This window comes from Oceanobacillus sojae, from assembly GCF_900162665.1.
Lineage (GTDB): Bacteria > Bacillota > Bacilli > Bacillales > Amphibacillaceae > Oceanobacillus > Oceanobacillus sojae_A.
Genome location: NZ_LT727809.1, coordinates 1 through 18,333, shown reverse-complemented (window position 1 = coordinate 18,333; position 18,333 = coordinate 1). Strand labels below are relative to the sequence as shown.

Below are 18,333 nucleotides of genomic sequence, written 5' to 3'. Positions count from 1 at the left end.
GGGGCAGAAATCCTTTTTCTTATCTCTCAACAATCGTCGTATATCTATATTTCTCGTTAGGGACTTTGCTTAAGAACGGAGACATTTCATTGGAAAATAAAATCGTTAAATCATGCATAGCCCGGGTACACGCAGTATAAAGCAGATATTTATCTGCAGCATGCGAATACAACTTATCAGAAGCATCTGCAAGAATTACCGCATCAAACTCAATCCCCTTCGCCAAATAAACAGGAACAACAACAACACCCTTTTGGTAGGTTTTTGAATCCTCATTAATTTGTTTTAAATCTATTTCTTTATGCAGCTTCCGGTATATATCATCACAACCAGCAGCTGTCTTCGCAATAATGGCGATTGTTTCATATCCTGCTTGCTGCTTCTCCTCTATTTTATAAAGCAGTGCATCCTTTTCGGAAATCGACTTTGTCAGACGGATCACTTCTGGAAGTGCACCGCTGCGATTAAAAGGTTCTACCGGTTCATCGCTTGGCGAAAAATAAGATGTAAAATCTGCTATCTGCTTCGTTGATCGATAGCTTTTTGTTAATACAATCCGTTCTGTACTATCTTCATATGAGATATTTTCTTGAATTGGGTTCTCCTTTGATGCATAGGAATAGATTGCCTGATTAACATCACCAAGTAATGTAAAGCTGGCATACGGATAAAGATGCTTTAGATACGCAAACTGAAACGGTGTATAATCCTGTGCTTCATCAATAACAATCAAATGCACCGGGCGGGTAACTTCATGGCCAATTATCTCCCCTTTAAAGAAATTATAAGCTGTTGCCAGTTCCCATGGAAGCTGTTTTTTCCGGAGCAGCCTTATTGCTTCTACCTTATATTGCTGGATAGCATCATTCCCATTCAACTCTGCTATCAGGTCCATATACATTTTAAATGTATTGACAAAGCGATTTTGACGTATCATTTTTTGTAAAGGAGCAAAAGTTTTACGAATAATTTTCTCTCGTAAAACCTTTTCTTCATCCTGAATACTGCTTTCCTCCTGCTCACTTTCAGCTTCATGATAAGCCTTCATATAATCATCCTTGGATAACAGCTGAATCTGATCCAGAACCCAGTCTTTTTTGATTTCTTCTTTCTGGATTTCACGAATACGCTGCAGCAGCCAATTCCTCAGCTGCTCCATTTTATTGGGAAGGCGCATATCTTTCTCCAGTGATGCAAAATAATTTTCTATCTCTTTTTTATCAATCAGTAATTCATTCCGAAAACGGATTGATCTGAAAGTAAGATTTGTCCGGTTTAATTTCTCTAATTGCCGATTAATATCATCCATAAAAGCAATACTGGAAAAATGCTGGATAGCTTCTAATTTGGTTTGCTGCTCTTTTTCCTCCAAACGCATCAGTTTTTCAATTTGAGTAAATGGTGAATCTACATGCAGTGCATTATCCGTTCCATTAGAAACAAATTGGTGGAAAGTTTGCTGGTTAACAGGCTCTTCACCTAACTCAGGCAGAACATTTGCTACATAGCTCGAAAATAAATCATTTGGAGATAATAATAATACTTGATTTGCCGTTAAATTGGTCCGATGATGATAAAGTAAATAAGCAATACGCTGTAGAGCCGCTGATGTTTTTCCGCTTCCTGCAGCGCCTTGAACAACAAGCACCTTACTGCCGCGATGACGGATAACAGCATTTTGTTCCTGCTGAATGGTAGAGACAATAGATTTCATTTGCGTATCTGCCGCCTGACTTAAACTCTCCTGCAGCATCTCATCAATGATTGTTACCGATGTATCAAAAATTCCTTTCATTTTGCCATTACGAATCATAAATTGCCGCTTCAAGCTCATTTCCCCATGAACCGTTTCTTCCTGACTCCTGTATTCTACCGGTCCTGGAGCATAATCATAATAAATCCCGGAAATAGGAGCACGCCAGTCATAGATAAGAAAATCCTTCTCTTCTTCATCCATTAAAGAAGAAGTACCAATATAAATTTGCTCTATATCTTCACTGCCTTCTTCCTGAAAATCAATTCTTCCAAAATAAGGTTGATTTTTCAGCCGCTCTAATTGATTCATCCGTTGATAATTTTTCCCATAATGCCGTTCTTTTTGGGCAAGGATATTTGATTGCTGCTTAATGCTTTCCTGTGTTTCAATGATATCATCCATTTCATCCATGTTGACCGTAATATCATCCCAAAAAGTTTTACGCAGCTCTACGACATCCTCTTTGACCTTGGAGGACTGTTCCTTCAAAGCAGTTTGTTTCTTTTCAATAATATCTAATACCTTCTCCAGCCGCTGATATTCAAATTCATGGTTATTATTTTGCTTATCCATCAACTTCCTCCTTTGAAACCGAAACAAATAGTTGACATATATATTCTTATACTGTATAATGATAATATATACGTATATATTATCAAGTATATCTTTAACTTTTATATTTTATCATTGTTGAATAAATTAATCAATACATAGATATAAAGCCTGCTTTTTTTAGCGGGCTTTTTTGCTGTTTATTTTTCATTCCTTTTATTACTTCAAAATGCACAAATGCAATTAAATAATTAATACATAATCAGCATTATCTATAAATTGAATCAATCTTGTACTAACAATATATCATATGGAAGAATGAAATTTTTCTTTTATTTCCAATTTAGCCATGTTAAATCCTATTTTCATTCCATATTTCAAGCTTGCCCGATATACAGAAATTGAATCTTCCAGCTCCTCTTCCTTCACAGAATTATTTTTATCAATATGTAATAATAAGTCATGTACATTTTTTTCCGTTAATTTATCAGCAGTTCGAAGGATACACGAAATATAGTCCGCTGCCTGTTCATTAGCAAAGCTCATACCTGCCAGCACCAGACTTTTATTTGTAAGAAAAGCTGTCGATAATAAAAAAACCCAGTGCTAAAATAGCACTAGGATTCTTCTATTAATTTTAATGCCGTTTCATATAATACTTCCACACCTGCAGCAAGCTCATGTATTGCTGTCCACTCCTCCGGACAATGACTTAGACCGTCTTTGCTGGGAACAAAAATCAATCCAACATCCGTTATATCAGAAAGAACCATCGCATCATGTCCTGCTCCGCTGTGCATTGTTATATATGATATATCTAACTGTTCACAGGATGCTTGCAGCAGAGAACGGATTTCCTGATTTAATTCCTTCGGCTCCATATACAGCGATTGCTCTACTTCAGCCTGGATATTATCCGTTTCATAAGACGCAATGACGTCTTTTACTTTTTGTACTACGTTTTTAATATGCTCTTCTTTGCTTGAACGAATATCGACAGAGAACTTCACTTTATCCGGGATAACATTGGCTCCATTTGGGAATACCTCATGTCTTCCTACTGTTGTAACAGTTCCTTCTCCTTCTTCTATTGCAATCTGCGGGAATTTGGCAATAATATTCGCCGCTGCAACCAGCGCATCTGAGCGACGATCCATCGGTGTTGTACCAGCATGTCCTGCTTTTCCGGAAATCGTTACTTCCAGCTGTGTTAATCCGACAATAGATTCCACTACACCAACCGAAATTTGCTCTTCTTCTAAAAGTGGCCCCTGTTCAATATGCATTTCTAAAAATGCTTTTATTGTTTCCGGGTTACGTTTTACGTTTAAGGAAGGATCTAAACCGATCTTTTTCATAGCTTCCGGCACAGAGATACCATTTTTATCCTTCAGCTGTTCGATGTCTTTCTTTTGAAGATATCCGGCAATTCCTCTGGATCCCATTAAACCGCCGCCGAATCTGGAGCCTTCTTCTTCAATCATCGCGATAACTTCTAAAGGATATGCCGGCTTAATTTGATTTTCCTGAAATAGAGCTGCTACTTCTAATCCGGCAACGACACCGGCTGGACCATCATAATCTCCTCCATTCGGAACACTGTCAAAGTGAGAGCCTACGATAACACTCGGAGCATCCTTCTTTTCGCCTTCCAGCTTGCCAAAAATATTACCGAGACCGTCTTCCCTTACTTCCAGTCCATATGCTTTCATCTGCTCTTTTATATAGGTGCGGGCCTGTAGATCCTCTTCACTATACGTTAAGCGTGTCGTACCCTCATTTGGTGTAGCTGTATATTTACTTAAACGTTTAATATGCTTTTCAATCCGTTCCTGACTAACTTTCATGTGATGATACCTCCATTAAATACATACTTACAAGAAATTAACAAATACACCTGCTAGTATAACAGACACAATCGTCACCGTCACAAATCCTCCAACAAGCATCGGCGAAAGCATATGACTCGTTAAAATTTCTCTTTCCTTTGGATCCTTTGTTAAAGAGTTGATAACCTCATTCGTAATAACATAGTCTGCCGGGAAACCATAAAAGGCTGTCAATGATATGGCATATGCCATTGCCTTACTGACTTTCAAAAGCTTTCCAACGATAAATGAGAAAATATACATACCAATGACTGCTAAAAGAATACTGCCGACTAATAAGTAAATGATATCAAGCATCATACCTGGAGTAGCATTTCTTAATCCGTCAAGAACATATAGCATTAATCCTAACATGGCAAACCCAAAACCATTTGCTTTTTGCAGTGCCTGCTTTTCTAAGAAACCCACGCTTCTTCCAATGACACCAAATAACAGGCAAAGCACCATTGGACTGATAGTTACCAGCGGCTCCAGCAAAGTAGAAACAATATAAGCCAGGAAACCAGTGAATGCTAATCTGAAAAAGATGAAATAACTTGTATTATATTGCTCTGGCAGCTTTTTAAATAACCTTGCACCCTCGTATTCTTTCACAGTCTCTTTATCCGCCGTCTCATCAACTGATTCTAATTCCCCGCTGCGTATCTGACTCAATAACCGCTTCCCTTCTTTTTTCAGCATAACTGATGTTAAAGGGTAGCCGGCGAAGCCTTGCATAACATAAATAACAATCGCAAATACGGATAGACTGACAAGCCCGGCGTCTGCAGCTCCCTCAGACATGATCAGTGAAGATACCAGCCCGCCTACCAATGGAGGAATGGCAACAACCATCGGCTGGAACCCAAATAGTAATGTTCCGAAGCTGAGTAAAAAGACAACCACACCTAAAATACCGGCAAATGCAATTAGAATAGTTCTCCACTGTGCTTTCAGCTCCTGCAGAGATAACAGTGTACCCATATTTACAATTAACAAGTACATAAGTGCTGTAGCAACTACAGGAGGTATCCCTGCTACTGAAACAATATCTTCCGGGAAAAAGGTCCAATATCCAGCTAAAAACAATACTGCACAGACAAAAATCGATGGCACCCAGGCTTTTGTCCTGGCAGCAACAACATCCCCTATATATAAAATCAAAACAATAAGTACTAACGCTAACATCTGTGACATGCTCATTCATCCTCCAAAATTTAATAGTTTCATTCTTGATGTCTGTCTAAAAAAAAGGTTATGAACATTTTTACGACTATAGACAATCAATACCTGATTTAACGATACAATTGAAAAACTTTGTAAATTCAATATATAGAGATTAATATTGCATTCACATATTTTTCTGACTATTTAATGTATAACAAAAGATTTCGTTTTTTTGGATACATTCCTTACCCGCATTACATAAAAGATTTTAATACCTAAAAATACTTCTCTGAAAAAAATTCATATTCTATCTAAGCTGAACTTATATAAGAGTAAAAAATACAGCCCATGAGAATATGGCACTGCTTCGTTTTCAAAGTATTCAATGAATAATTTGTTTCCAGGTAATGCTTTTCGCTTCAAATCAGTTGTTAACCATTAAATCATTTTGTCGATAATCGACATATTATCACCAATGAGACCACTCGTCAATAAGAATTTAACAGGCTTTACAGCTTGATATTACTGCATTCTATTATATAACAGCTAATAAAATGTTATGGCTCCTGAATTGGTATCGCTTTCTATATTTCCTTGTAATTTTATTCATCTGGAAAAATTTATAATAGAAAAAAGAACTTTAAAGCAGCATGTAATTTCTTCCGTTACACTTTAAATGCTGCCAAAGTTCTTTTTTTAGTGAATTATTTAGTTTAAACTTCTTTACTTATCTTCATTTGATAAGTTTAATATATCTAACAGTTTAAAGAATAGACTAATTAAAATTGCGACAATTGTTGCCAGGCCCATCCCTTTCAGCTCTACTGTTCCCAGCTGGATCGTTGCTCCGCTTACACCAATTGCTAAAACGACACAGGTCAGTATTAAATTTTGTGATTTATTATAATCAATCTGCTGCTCTACAAGCATACGCAAGCCGCTTACTGCGATAATTCCAAATAGTAATAAAGAAATCCCGCCCATAACAGGTGTTGGTATAGACGAAATTAAGGCAGCCAGTTTTCCGCAGAAAGAAAGAAGAATTGCAAGTACTGCTGCTCCGCCAATAATCCATGTAGAATATACTCTTGTAATCGCGAGAACACCTATATTCTCGCCATACGTTGTATTTGGTGTTGATCCGAAAAAGCTGGAAATCATTGTGGAAATACCATTACCAAATAACGATCTGTCCAAGCCGGGATCCTTTACCATATCTTTCTTTACAATATTCCCTGTAACCACTAAGTGTCCAATATGCTCCGGTACTAAAACAAGTGCAGCAGGTAAGATAATAAGAATATCAGACCAATTAAACTCAATTTGATAATATGTCGGCATTTGAATCCAGGCAGCTTCACGCACTGCTGAATAATCAACAATTCCAAACATGGTTGCAATAATGTAACCAGTCACTATACCAAGTAAAATTGGAATAATTTTTAAGAATCCACGTAAGGTTACCCAGTAAATAATAGTGGCTCCCAGAGTCAGTAAAGATATAGTAATAGCTGTCATATCTCTGGAAGCATCTTCTCCAGGCAACAGTCCCGCCATGTCTGCAGCATTAGGCACAAGCTCCAGTCCGATAACCGCAACAATTGCTCCCATCGCAGCCGGCGGGAAAATCACATCAATCCAGCTCGTACCTGCGTATTTTACAATAACCCCAATTAAGGTCAGGACAAGACCGACCACAAAGAATCCACCCAGTGCTGCACCATATCCTCCGCCATTCGTCAGAACCATTGTAACTGGAGAGATAAACGCAAAGCTCGATCCTAAGTATGCAGGAATTTTTCCTTTTGTAATAAGAATATAAAGCAGTGTTCCAAAACCATTCATCATTAAAATGGTGGCTGGGTCCACATTAAATAAAATTGGAACTAAAACGGTTGATCCAAACATAGCAAATAAATGCTGCAGACTTAAAGGCAGACTTTGTAATAACGGCGGCCGTTCATGTACCTGTATTTCCCTTGATTTCATAGCTATCTGTCCCTTCTACGTAAATTCCATATTTATACCCTGTCTAACCTAAAGACACCTTACCCATTTGGAAGGCAAGGTGTCAGAATTTACAAAGGAACATTATCCTCTAAAGGAATATATATTTTGCTTTATCCGATTGACCTTACCAGCCTCACAGGACCAGATTAAAGGTTCATTACATACGATAACATCATATTACATTATGACAAATAAATGCAATAGCTGTCAATCACTCATTTGAAAAGATTAGAATTTTGCTTTACAGCGATAAATAACATGTCCTTTGGAAGAGAACTTTTCTTCATACTCTGTCTTCACATTTGTTTCATCTTCTATCGCATGCAGGTCCAAATTCACTTCTGCCAACTTCATCCCATATTCGGAAAAACTAACCAGGGAATATTCAAATAATCCCCTATTGTCTGTTTTCAGAACGATTTGACCTTCTTCTGACAAAATATCCTGGTATTGCTCTAAAAAGCTCTTATAAGTCAAGCGACGCTTCTCATGACGATTTTTTGGCCAGGGGTCAGAGAAATTCAGGTAAATCTGTTCAACTTCATTATCCGCAAATAAAGAACGGATATCGTTCGCATCCTCATTTAAAAGGCGGATATTGCCCAAGCCTTCTTCATCCACCTTTTGAACAGTTGAAACAATAATACTTTTGGCAACTTCGATCCCGACAAAATTAATATCTGGATACTGCTTTGCCATCCCCGTGATGAATTGCCCCTTACCCGAGCCAATTTCTACATAAATCGGATTTTCATTTCCAAAAACGCTGTTCCATTTCCCTTTATTCAGTCCGGGATTTTCTAGTGCAATATGATTTTTTTCTTTTAAATAATCGTCAGCCCAAGGCTTATATCTTTGTCTCATATAAATTGTCCTCACTTTACTGCTTTTACTTATGTAATAACTTCAAAAACCGTAAACCCGGTACGTAAAGAACGCAGCTCATATATCACTTTTTAAACATCCTCTATAAAAAAGAAGGTCAGAGAAGTTAAGCTGCTGTGAATAATAAATGATCATTCGTTTAAACTATGCTCAGGAATGAGGTGAATTAAGATGCAATTATCTATGGAAAACAAACTGCAGCTATTATGTGATATTCTGGATGAGCATCAATCTAATGCTTCTGGTTCCCCCAATGAATATGCTCAGCTGGAACGGCTTGCTGCTTCCATACTAGCCCAAAAAGAACTTTCTGACCAGGATATTCAGGATGTCCTGTCAAGCATTCATCAATATGGTAAAGAAGGGGCTGTCATCTCTGATTGCTCCAAGCATATCGATGATCATCAGGATCAGATCAGTCACTGGATTAATATGGTCCAGCAAAATCTGTAAGAAGATGTATGCGCGCAGTTTATGATACGATAAACTCTTTAATGGACCAGTTAATTTCCAGTAGTTCTTTTAATCTCTGCTGAACCTTTCCATTTTCTTGACGTGCAAAATGCCAGCATAAGAATTGCAGATTATCCTGAAGCAGATACCAGTACATGCGAATAAACCATTGTCTATCCGGTTCTATGCCGTAATTGATAAGCCACTCTTCCCAGTTTTCCCGGGGAATGTACCATTTTAAGAGCATACCAATATCTGTTGCTGGGTCAGCAATGGTTGCATTGTCCCAATCAATTAAATAAATCATATTTTCTCTTGTTAGGATTAAATTATTATGATTCATATCACAATGGCATACTGCCAGCTTTTGATTTCTAGTGTAGGGAAGCATCATCTCTAATAAACCAATTGCTTCCTTTACCTCTTTATGCTCATGTATTAAACCATTTTCTTCTAACTGCAAACATAATTTTGCAAAACTTTCATCTGAAGTCGTCGGTTTTTTCCCCATTTTTAAAAGCATATGCATTAATTCAGAGGAATGATGTATTTTATACAATAAATCAGCCACAGCTTGCTGCTTCATTTCTTCTTCATTCAAAGAACGCCCTTCCAGCCATTCTTGAGCGGTAATAACATCACCATTTTCTATTCTCTTTGTCCAAATAAGCTTTGGTACAATTCCTTCCGCAGAGAGTACCGCTAAGAAGGGCGATGTGTTTCTTTTCAGAAACAAACGCTTCCCATTTTTTTCAGCTATAAATGCCTCACCGGTTAAACCACCAGCCGGTCTGACAAGCCACCCTGTACCTAAAGCATGTTCGAGCCAGTTAATCATAATGTCTTCCCATCTTTCAAAATTAGCATTCAAGGATCGTCCGAAAAATCTTTATTTATCCCAGTGTAACTGACCGCAAGACCCCCACTTCAAGAAATAATAAAATAATTCATTATTTAAGTGGACGTCTGGCAGCCAGTAACGGCCCTAATGGGGCAGGTAACCGCAAAAGCTCTTCGGCTGGAAAGTCCCAGTCCTGCCGAAACATTCTATGTGTTGCAAACCCTACTGAATGAAGTTTCACTTTATGTAATAGACCATTCTTTTTTTTATCTGTTTACGAATACAGATAAGGTAAGCAATCCTTCTCTATTTCCGATAAATAATATGATTCTTTTTAACGTGTTAAGTCTTTATTGTATCTATAAATGAGCAAAATTACAATATCTATATGATTTATCAATTATATTAAAATAGAATGAAACTTCAATCAATCTGTTTTTCTTACTATTTATTTATATGTACCGTCTGTTTATCTCTTTTTACATAACAATACTGAAGTCTGCCGGTTTCCCCATCTGCCTGGTAGCTGACAGGTGATTCAACCTCCATTGTCATTTCTTTTACCTGAAATAATTCAACTTCTTTTAAATATCGATGCAGCCCAAAGATAACCAGCAGGAATAACAACAGGATTTTCTTTTTGGAAATCTGATGGATAACCAATACGGAAAGATGGTTTGGGTTAACTGTTGCATGAGGAACTACCTTTAATCCTCCTCCACAGTAGGGGTGATTCGCCGCTGATACCATCCAGGCATTTTCTATATGTCTTGTCCTTCCATCATACGTCAAATGGATATTCATTGGTTGAAATCTCAAAATAGCTTGAATTAATGCAATGAGGTAAATCAGCTTTCCTAATCTGAGATGATTAAGCCAAATCTTTAAACGGGAGTGATTCGCTATTTTTGTTGTAGCTGCATCAATTCCAATACCCAGGCTGTTTATAAACTTTTTTTCTCGATCGTTTTCCAGCTGAAATGAGCCGTTCCAAAAATGATGCTTAGCCGGGTTTGAAATGAGATTCTGCCATTGTTTTTCAGCATTATTCCGTTGCCCTGTTCCTTTAGCAAAATCGTTCCCGGAGCCGCCCGGGATAAATGAGATGGGCACAGCCTGATTTGACCAGCCATTCATTACTTCATGCATCGTTCCATCGCCACCGATAACAATAACCTGTTTTATATGTTCATTTTTTGAATAAGTTTCGGCAATAATCCGGCCATCGCCCGGCTGATTTGTAAATAATGTTTTTCGCTCTATATTTTGATAGCTGGTCATTTTTTGAATTCGTTCAAAAATCTTTTTGGCATGACCATTTCCGGCATTCGGATTCACAATCAATAAATACATATTTTGTTATCCTCTTCTTATAGTAATCCGGCTGCTTATTCTTCTTCCCATTCCGGTCTTGGTATAGACTGCGATAAGCTGTTTCGTAATAATGCTTCAGCTACGTTCAGCTGTCTCTTCTTAAGCGGTAAATGTACAGACCTCTTATCCTGAAACCATTCCGGGAAAGCCAGCTTATCAATAATCTCACTTTGGTAAGGTGATGTTGCATATAAAATACGGTTCGTTCTGGATATAACCATTTTCTTAATCGGAATATCAATATTCTCCGCATGAAGAAAACGTTCAATCCATTTTTCAGATCTTTTTAATGAAATTAATGGATTAACAATACGTGTCGGCTCTTCATTATTTTTTGCTGTAACGGTCCAGGTCCGTTCATCTCCGGCCATAATTACTTCCTCTGTATTCAATTCTACAAAAGCAAGTATTTCTACCCCAATGGGAGTAATAAGTATAATATCTGTTTCAACTGCCGCCTGTTTCACTTCAAATATCGGCCTGTACATCACTAAATATGTATCTGGAAAACGCTGTAATAAGAATCGCAATAAAGAATCTTTATAATAACCAGAATCAACAATAGACACCTGTGAAACAGTTGATGACGCCCATTTCATTTGAATTTCCAATAACCGGTCCAGAAAAACCTGTTTTAATTCTTCCTCTGTATCAGGCACTTTAATCAAGTCTTTTTTTCGTTTTACTATCTTCTCATCAGGTGTTAGATCCTCTACAACAACCGGCGTTTTTATGAAACGCTCTTTCCATTTCTGCAGAATAGAAATTTTTTCCTCCGTATTTTCAGCTTCTGCCTGCTCTTCATCCTCCAGAACAGGATTAAGCCAATCTGAATAGAAGCGCTGCCATTGCTCTTTCTTTTGTCTGATATATTGTGTGGGATAGCGATATGTATCCCACTCATATCTTGAGATATAATCCTGTAGCTTAATTAACTGTGCCATCTATTCTCCTCTTTCTCATTAGAAACCCTGGCATTCGTCAGCTCTTTAGTTGAATGCTTTAAATAGAAAATATTTATCCTGTGCTGTGCACTATAAAAAAGGGCTGCAAAGATCGTTTTACCGTCGATTTACAAACTCATTTATCTATATACGCTCGCAGTACTCATTCATTGCTTTCAGCTCAATGGAAAACTTTGAACAATCTCGTATTTGGGATTTGACGCAGGGTGTACTTTATATAAATGAAAAGCATCCACCTTAAATTTATCGTCTAAGTCAGGCATATTATTCAATACATCATTCCAAATCTTTTCAGTTAAGAATTTATCTTGTTTTGCCCATTTCTTAGCTATTGTAATATGCGGAGTATATGCTCTGTTATCTTTATTATATCCAATTGACTCACAGATTTGAACAACTTTTCTCTGAATCTGGTTTAATACTGGATTATTCTCAATACCCATCCAGAGAACCCTCGGATGCTGCTTGTTTCCGAACGTCCCTAACGTGGTTCTTTTTATATCAAATATTGAATAAGTTGCTGCAAATGGGAGTTTGCTTTGAAGAGTCTGTATTAAATTCTCATCCACATCTCCTAGAAAAACAAGTGTAATATGAAAGTCCGTCCTGCTTGTCCATTGCTTATATGGAAGCTGGTTGCTTAGACTTGTCTGCCATACTGATAATTGCTTTGCCAGTTCCGGCTTCACCTGGATACCAATAAAATAATGGGACATCATCAAAACTCCTTATTTTTTAAACGGAAGCAGTACGCCATTTCTTCCTCTGTCAGCGGGCGATAAGCTCCTAATGGTAATTGGCTGTCTATGCTCAACTCGCCCATTCGATACCGTTTTAAATAGATAACTTTAGCATTTACTGCTTCAAACATCCGCTTGATCTGATGAAATTTTCCTTCTGTAATCTCTATTTCGACCTCAGAAACCCCTGGTTCTTCAGCTGCAGCTACTATTTTGAGTTTAGCTGGTTTAGTGCGGTAGCCGTCATCCAGAGTAATACCCGCAGCAAATTGTTGAACAACATCCTGCGGGAGATCTCCTTTTACCTTTGCACGGTACATTTTCGAAACATTTTTATTAGGTGAGATCAGCTGATGGGCCAGTTCCCCATCATTTGTAATTAATAATAACCCTTCCGTATCTTTGTCCAGTCTTCCTACTGGAAAAGGCTGAAAATGCTTATCCTGCTCCGATAACAGGTCAGTAACTGTCTTATCTTTTACATCAACAGTTGCTGATACAACACCAGGAGGCTTATGAAGCATTAAATAAATAAATTCCTTGTAGATAATGGGCTCCCCTTCTACACGTATACTGTCCTCATCTGGATTTACTTTAACAGAGCCATCTTTGATTACTTTATTATTTAAAGTGACTTTTTTCGCTTTCAGCAGCTTTTTTACATCTTTTCTGCTTCCGACGCCCATATTTGCTAATAATTTATCTAATCGCATAGGAATCTCCCAACTTCTATCTTTTCATGCGGTTTAATCGGTTTAAACCTGGTACACTTCCATTAAATATATGATCCAGCAAAGTTGATTTGTACGCTAAATAGAGATAAAACAATCCTCCGGCGGATACGCCGGCCAGAAGCATGACAACCGTTGCCCAGCGTACCTCCTGATATGGCAGGAAGAAGCTGAAAGCAAATTTTAATACAGCAATTACGAAGCACATCATGCCAGTAAAAATTAATATTAAAATCGTTCGTTTAATTGTTTGTTTAAATGAAAAATTCACAGTTCTTTTTAATCGTGCTAAATTGAGACCGACAGCAATTCCTGCTGCAATCGCCGTACCTAAAATTGCACCCTTGCCGCCAAACAGATGAATAAACTGGCTGTTAAAAATTACTTTCACTAATAAGCCGCCCAGCAAGCTGACAACTGCATAATTCTGCTGGTTAACCCCCTGCAGCATTCCTGCTGTAACGGTAATAAGTCCAAACAGCAATGCTACTGGAGCATACCACGCCATTAATGAGCCGGTAATCTCAATATCCTCCAGCGTAAATAAAGCCCCAAAAATTTCGTCAGAAAGGATTGCAATCCCGGCAGCTGCAGGAATAACAAAAACCATAATAACCTGTAAAGCCTGATTAATGAGCTTTTTATAAGCAGGTTGATCATTTTGTGTAAAAGCATTTGTTAATGATGGAAGCATTGCCATAGATAATCCTGTAGCAATCGTCATTGGAATAATAATTATTTTATGTCCTAAATTATTAATTACCGCTAATTCTGTATCATATAATGCACCTCTGCCGCTTGCAACCATTGCCGGCTGAAATGTAAACTGATCGACAAGCTGATACAGCGGAATAGCTAAGCCGACTAATACAAATGGACCGGCATAGCGGAATAATTCCTTAAATAAATCAACTGTGCGAAAATCATGTGTTGTTTCCTGTTTGGCAATTTGTTTATCAATAAACGGTTTTCTCCTTCGCCAATACCAGAATAGAACCAAACATGATGCAAGCGCACCGATTAAAGCTGCAAATGCAGCAAAACCGACTGCTAATGTAATTGATCCATTAAAATAATTTACAATAATATATGAGCCGGCCAAAATAGCTATGATACGAACAATTTGTTCTACTGTCTGTGAAATAGCAGTTGGCCCCATCGATTGATTCCCTTGAAAGAACCCCCGGACAATACTCATTGCCGGAATAACAATTAACGCAAAACTGACCATCCGAATAACAAAAGCTATATCATCCGGGGTAATTGGCCCGCCGTCTCCTTTAATTTGCCGTGCTCCTATCCAATCAGCTGATAAAAACATTACAAGGAACGCAATAACACCAGTGACAAGCATCAATGCGCTGCCAGCCCGAAACATCCGCATCCCGATTTGGTAATCCCCTAAAGCATTATATTTAGACACAAACTTCGATACTGCCGCAGGAATCCCAACGGTGGATAAACTGATAAAAATACTGTATGGAGTGTACGCATATGTAAATAACGCGCTTCCTGCCGTACCAACAATTGCAAAAAACGGTATAACAAAAATCATTCCTAAAAATCTGGACAGGAAGGATGCACCTGATAACAGCATCGTTCCTCTTAGCATATTTGACATTGTAACTTTTTCACCTACAATTAGATTAATAAAATAGATTGCTTTATTTTAGCACTTCCTATTAATTTTAGCATACTTTTTGGCTGCTTTCTTTGATTTAAATTGCTAAAAATCGACAAATCCTATGAAAACTCTTTATTATTACGAATAAATAATATATATTGTACATTTTTTTAGAAAATGCTACGATACGCATGGAAAAGAAAGGAATGGGAAAACTTTGAATTATGATGTTGTCGTTATCGGCGGAGGACCCTCCGGATTAATGGCTGCGATTTCAGCAGCTGAACATGGTGCAAAAACACTGCTTATTGAAAAAGGAAAAAAACTTGGCAAAAAATTAGCCATCTCCGGAGGCGGCCGTTGTAATGTAACCAACCGCTTACCACAAGAGGAAGTGATAAAGCATATTCCCGGTAATGGTAAATTTTTATATAGCGCTTTTTCCGTATTTAATAATTATGATATTATTGATTACTTTGAAGGTCTCGGAATTGCATTAAAGGAAGAAGACCATGGCAGAATGTTTCCGGCATCAAATAAAGCAATGGATGTTGTAAATGCTCTTATCCATCAATTGGAAGAGCAAGGTGTTACGGTGAAAATGAATACGAAAGTAACGGCTATAGAATACGGTGAAGATATACACACTGTACATCTTGAAGAAGATGATTCTGTTAAAGCTGCAGCTATTGTTATTGCTGCAGGTGGGAAAGCTGTACCTCATACTGGTTCTACAGGTGATGCCTACCCGTGGGCAAAAACTGCCGGACATACCGTAACTGCGTTATACCCTACAGAAGTGGCACTTACTTCAAATGAAGAATTTATTAAGCAAAAAAAACTTCAGGGTCTTTCTTTAAGAAATATTCGTTTAAGCGTATTAAATAAGCGGGGAAAACCAATCGTCACGCATCAGATGGATATGATTTTCACCCACTTCGGTATTTCCGGCCCTGCCGTTTTACGCTGTTCCCAATTTGTTGTCAAAGAGCTTATGCGCGGCAGAAATGCTGTAGAAATGCATCTTGATATTTTACCGGAAATAACAGAAGATGATTTATTCAAGCAAATAAAGGATACTCTTTCAGAAAATCCCAAAAAAGCTTTTAAGAATGCAGTCAAAGGACTGGTTCCTGAACGTCTTCTTGATTATTTAATGGAAAAGCATGATATTGGAGCAGAACAAAAATGTGCCAATATATCTAAAAGCACCACGCTTGAATTTGTGAAAAATATTAAAAATTTTACCTTCCAAGTACATGGCAGTCTTCCGATGGAAAAAGCCTTTGTTACCGGCGGAGGCATTTCTATTAAAGAAATTGTTCCCAACACAATGAAATCAAAAATGATGCATGGATTATATTTCTGCGGAGAAATTTTAGATATACATGGCTATACCGGGGGATATAATATTACCTCTGCCCTGGTTACCGGCAGAATCGCCGGGATGAATGCAGCTCTCGACACAAAAGCAGATGTTAATTAATTACTTTCATAATTTATTTTTCTACGGAAATAATAAGCTTGTCTGGGCTGGCTTTCTATCTGTTGGTCAGCTGCTAATAACTGCCTTTTTCACACTTGTTGAAGGGAAGGATTAGTATGGAAAAAAACTCAATTTGGCTTCCACTGGTTGCCTCTGTCGGTATCGGCGCAGCTACATTTTATTCTATGACCAATCAACAACAGAATGTAGGTCAGGCGCTGCAACAGGCAGCACCTTTTTTTAGCTCGAAACAAAAATCAAACTCAGGAAAAAAAGATCCTGAAACGTTAGGGCCATTTGGAATGAGTTAATATGTCAGACAGGGAAGTATCCTTTGCGGTACTTCCCATTTTTTATTAGTTATGCTTATTCAAATGAAATATCTGTCTGGCTATCAGCTACAATTTAAGTTATACTATGACTCATTACGAGCTATAAGCAAATTAGATTGGAGAGTTTTTATGCAACGATTTGGTTTATTATTACGTATTATTATTGCAATTGCTCTTGGTATTGTTATCGGAATAATTGCAAATGATTGGCTTATTCGTTTATTTGCCACTTTTAATGATATATTTGGCGGATTTTTAAGTTTCATTATCCCTCTTATCATTATTGGTTTTATCGCCCCCGGGATTGGTTACATGGGTAAAGGAGCTGGGAAATTATTATCCATTACCGCTTTAATTGCTTATACATCCACTATCTTCGCTGGTATCATTGCATTCATAACCGCAAGCAATCTTTACCCAGCTATTTTAAACGGACAATCATTAACCATGTTTAATGATCCCAGCAGTGCACTGCTGGGAGGATTTTTAGATTTTGAATTACACCCGCCTTTTGAAGTAGTTACTGCACTTATTCTTGCATTTGTTTTAGGAATTGGAATGGCTGCTTTAAAAAATAATGCTTTATTAAATGTTTTTAATGATTTTCGTTCTATCGTAGAATTAGTTATCAGTAAAGCGATTATCCCGTTATTACCATTTCATATTTTTGGAATTTTTGCTAACATGACTCACGCAGGTCAGGTAGCATCGATTCTACAGGTATTTGCTGTTGTATTTGTAATGATTATTCTATTACATATTTTATACTTAATTCTTCAGTACTCTTTTGCTGGGGCGTTAAACAAGCAGAATCCTTTTCAGATGTTAAAAACAATGTTGCCAGCTTATTTTACAGCACTTGGAACTCAATCATCTGCTGCAACAATTCCTGTTACATTGGAGCAGACCAAAAAATTAAAGGTAAAAGATAATATTGCTGGTTTTACAATTCCTTTACTTGCAAATATACATTTATCCGGAAGCACGATTACCCTGTTGAGCTGTGCCACTGCTGTTTTATTTTTACAAGGAGAATCCATTACATTTGGAACTATTTTTCCCTTCTTACTTGTTCTAGGAGTTACGATGATTGCCGCACCTGGAGTTCCAGGAGGAGCAGTGATGGCATCTATTGGGTTACTCGAATCAATGTTAGGTTTCAGCCCTACGATGGTATCATTAATGATTGCACTGTATCTTGCTCAAGACAGCTTGGGTACAGCATGTAATGTTACGGGAGACGGTGCGATTGCAAGTATAACTGATTCAATCAACAATCGCTGGCATATTACCAAAAAATAAAATATATTATTATTAAGTATGCCCTTTTTGATTAAGAAGACAAAATTTCTCTCAATCGAAAAGGGATTTTTCTATCATGAAAAATAATAAAAAAGAGCCAAGCACTATTATGCTTAACTCTTTTTCAATGTGCCTGGCAACGTCCTACTCTCGCAGGGGGAAGCCCCCAACTACCATTGGCGCTGAAGAACTTAACTTCTGTGTTCGGCATGGGAACAGGTGTGACCTCTTCGCTATCGCCACCAGA

General features: G+C 37.6%; 16 protein-coding genes and 1 rRNA gene. 4 read left to right on the top strand and 13 right to left on the bottom strand.

Going from position 1 to position 18,333, the window contains the following annotated elements:
• Positions 1-19: 19 nt before the first annotated feature.
• The 6 genes from helD to trmB all read right to left on the bottom strand — a co-directional run bounded on the left by helD (position 20) and on the right by trmB (position 8,217).
• Positions 20-2,329 carry an RNA polymerase recycling motor HelD gene (gene helD, locus BN1068_RS00390; RefSeq protein ID WP_077600866.1) on the bottom strand — a complete coding sequence of 770 codons (2,310 nt, stop codon included), beginning with the start codon at positions 2,327-2,329 and terminating at the stop codon, positions 20-22.
• A gap of 285 nt (positions 2,330-2,614) precedes the next feature.
• Positions 2,615-2,854 carry a hypothetical protein gene (locus BN1068_RS00385; RefSeq protein ID WP_077600865.1) on the bottom strand — a complete coding sequence of 80 codons (240 nt, stop codon included), beginning with the start codon at positions 2,852-2,854 and terminating at the stop codon, positions 2,615-2,617.
• Positions 2,855-2,925: 71 nt separating this feature from the next.
• The gene (locus BN1068_RS00380) at positions 2,926-4,155 is read right to left on the bottom strand and encodes a Zn-dependent hydrolase (RefSeq protein WP_077600864.1); all 1,230 of its coding nucleotides are present in this window, start codon (positions 4,153-4,155) and stop codon (positions 2,926-2,928) included.
• A gap of 27 nt (positions 4,156-4,182) precedes the next feature.
• Positions 4,183-5,373: a hypothetical protein gene (locus BN1068_RS00375; protein ID WP_077600863.1), complete on the bottom strand. Its 1,191-nt coding sequence runs from the start codon at positions 5,371-5,373 to the stop codon at positions 4,183-4,185.
• 693 nt (positions 5,374-6,066) lie between these two features.
• Positions 6,067-7,332, bottom strand: coding sequence for a uracil permease (gene uraA, locus BN1068_RS00370; RefSeq protein ID WP_077600862.1), 1,266 nt, complete (start codon positions 7,330-7,332; stop codon positions 6,067-6,069).
• 249 nt (positions 7,333-7,581) lie between these two features.
• The gene (gene trmB, locus BN1068_RS00365; protein WP_077600861.1) at positions 7,582-8,217 is read right to left on the bottom strand and encodes a tRNA (guanosine(46)-N7)-methyltransferase TrmB; all 636 of its coding nucleotides are present in this window, start codon (positions 8,215-8,217) and stop codon (positions 7,582-7,584) included.
• Positions 8,218-8,409: 192 nt separating this feature from the next.
• Between trmB and BN1068_RS00360 the strand changes: the two genes are divergently transcribed.
• Positions 8,410-8,691 carry a YtzH-like family protein gene (locus BN1068_RS00360; RefSeq protein ID WP_077600860.1) on the top strand — a complete coding sequence of 94 codons (282 nt, stop codon included), beginning with the start codon at positions 8,410-8,412 and terminating at the stop codon, positions 8,689-8,691.
• A gap of 19 nt (positions 8,692-8,710) precedes the next feature.
• Here the strand turns inward: BN1068_RS00360 and BN1068_RS00355 are convergent, their stop codons facing one another.
• The 6 genes from BN1068_RS00355 to BN1068_RS00330 form a co-directional block, all read right to left on the bottom strand.
• Positions 8,711-9,529: a phosphotransferase family protein gene (locus tag BN1068_RS00355; RefSeq protein ID WP_077600859.1), complete on the bottom strand. Its 819-nt coding sequence runs from the start codon at positions 9,527-9,529 to the stop codon at positions 8,711-8,713.
• Between the two features lie 447 nt (positions 9,530-9,976).
• A complete protein-coding gene (locus tag BN1068_RS00350; protein ID WP_077600858.1) occupies positions 9,977-10,885 on the bottom strand; it encodes a diacylglycerol/lipid kinase family protein in 909 nt (302 codons plus the stop codon).
• Between the two features lie 35 nt (positions 10,886-10,920).
• Entirely contained in the window at positions 10,921-11,850 is a 930-nt protein-coding gene (locus BN1068_RS00345; RefSeq protein WP_077600857.1) for a nuclease-related domain-containing protein, read from the bottom strand.
• Positions 11,851-12,026: 176 nt separating this feature from the next.
• Positions 12,027-12,587: an RNA 2',3'-cyclic phosphodiesterase gene (thpR, locus tag BN1068_RS00340; RefSeq protein WP_175637034.1), complete on the bottom strand. Its 561-nt coding sequence runs from the start codon at positions 12,585-12,587 to the stop codon at positions 12,027-12,029.
• 2 nt (positions 12,588-12,589) lie between these two features.
• Entirely contained in the window at positions 12,590-13,324 is a 735-nt protein-coding gene (locus BN1068_RS00335) for a pseudouridine synthase (protein ID WP_077600855.1), read from the bottom strand.
• A 16-nt stretch (positions 13,325-13,340) separates the two neighbouring features.
• A complete protein-coding gene (locus tag BN1068_RS00330; protein ID WP_077600854.1) occupies positions 13,341-14,963 on the bottom strand; it encodes a putative polysaccharide biosynthesis protein in 1,623 nt (540 codons plus the stop codon).
• Between the two features lie 220 nt (positions 14,964-15,183).
• Here BN1068_RS00330 and BN1068_RS00325 point away from each other — a divergent pair, with 220 nt between their 5' ends.
• The 3 genes from BN1068_RS00325 to BN1068_RS00315 all read left to right on the top strand — a co-directional run bounded on the left by BN1068_RS00325 (position 15,184) and on the right by BN1068_RS00315 (position 18,086).
• Positions 15,184-16,452: a BaiN/RdsA family NAD(P)/FAD-dependent oxidoreductase gene (locus tag BN1068_RS00325; RefSeq protein ID WP_077600853.1), complete on the top strand. Its 1,269-nt coding sequence runs from the start codon at positions 15,184-15,186 to the stop codon at positions 16,450-16,452.
• A gap of 116 nt (positions 16,453-16,568) precedes the next feature.
• On the top strand, positions 16,569-16,763 hold the full coding sequence (locus tag BN1068_RS00320) for a hypothetical protein (protein WP_077600852.1): 195 nt from the start codon (positions 16,569-16,571) through the stop codon (positions 16,761-16,763).
• Positions 16,764-16,913: 150 nt separating this feature from the next.
• Complete coding sequence (locus tag BN1068_RS00315; protein WP_077600851.1) at positions 16,914-18,086, top strand: dicarboxylate/amino acid:cation symporter; 1,173 nt, start codon at positions 16,914-16,916, stop codon at positions 18,084-18,086.
• 131 nt (positions 18,087-18,217) lie between these two features.
• Here BN1068_RS00315 and rrf read toward each other — a convergent pair.
• A 5S ribosomal RNA gene (gene rrf, locus BN1068_RS00310) occupies positions 18,218-18,333 on the bottom strand.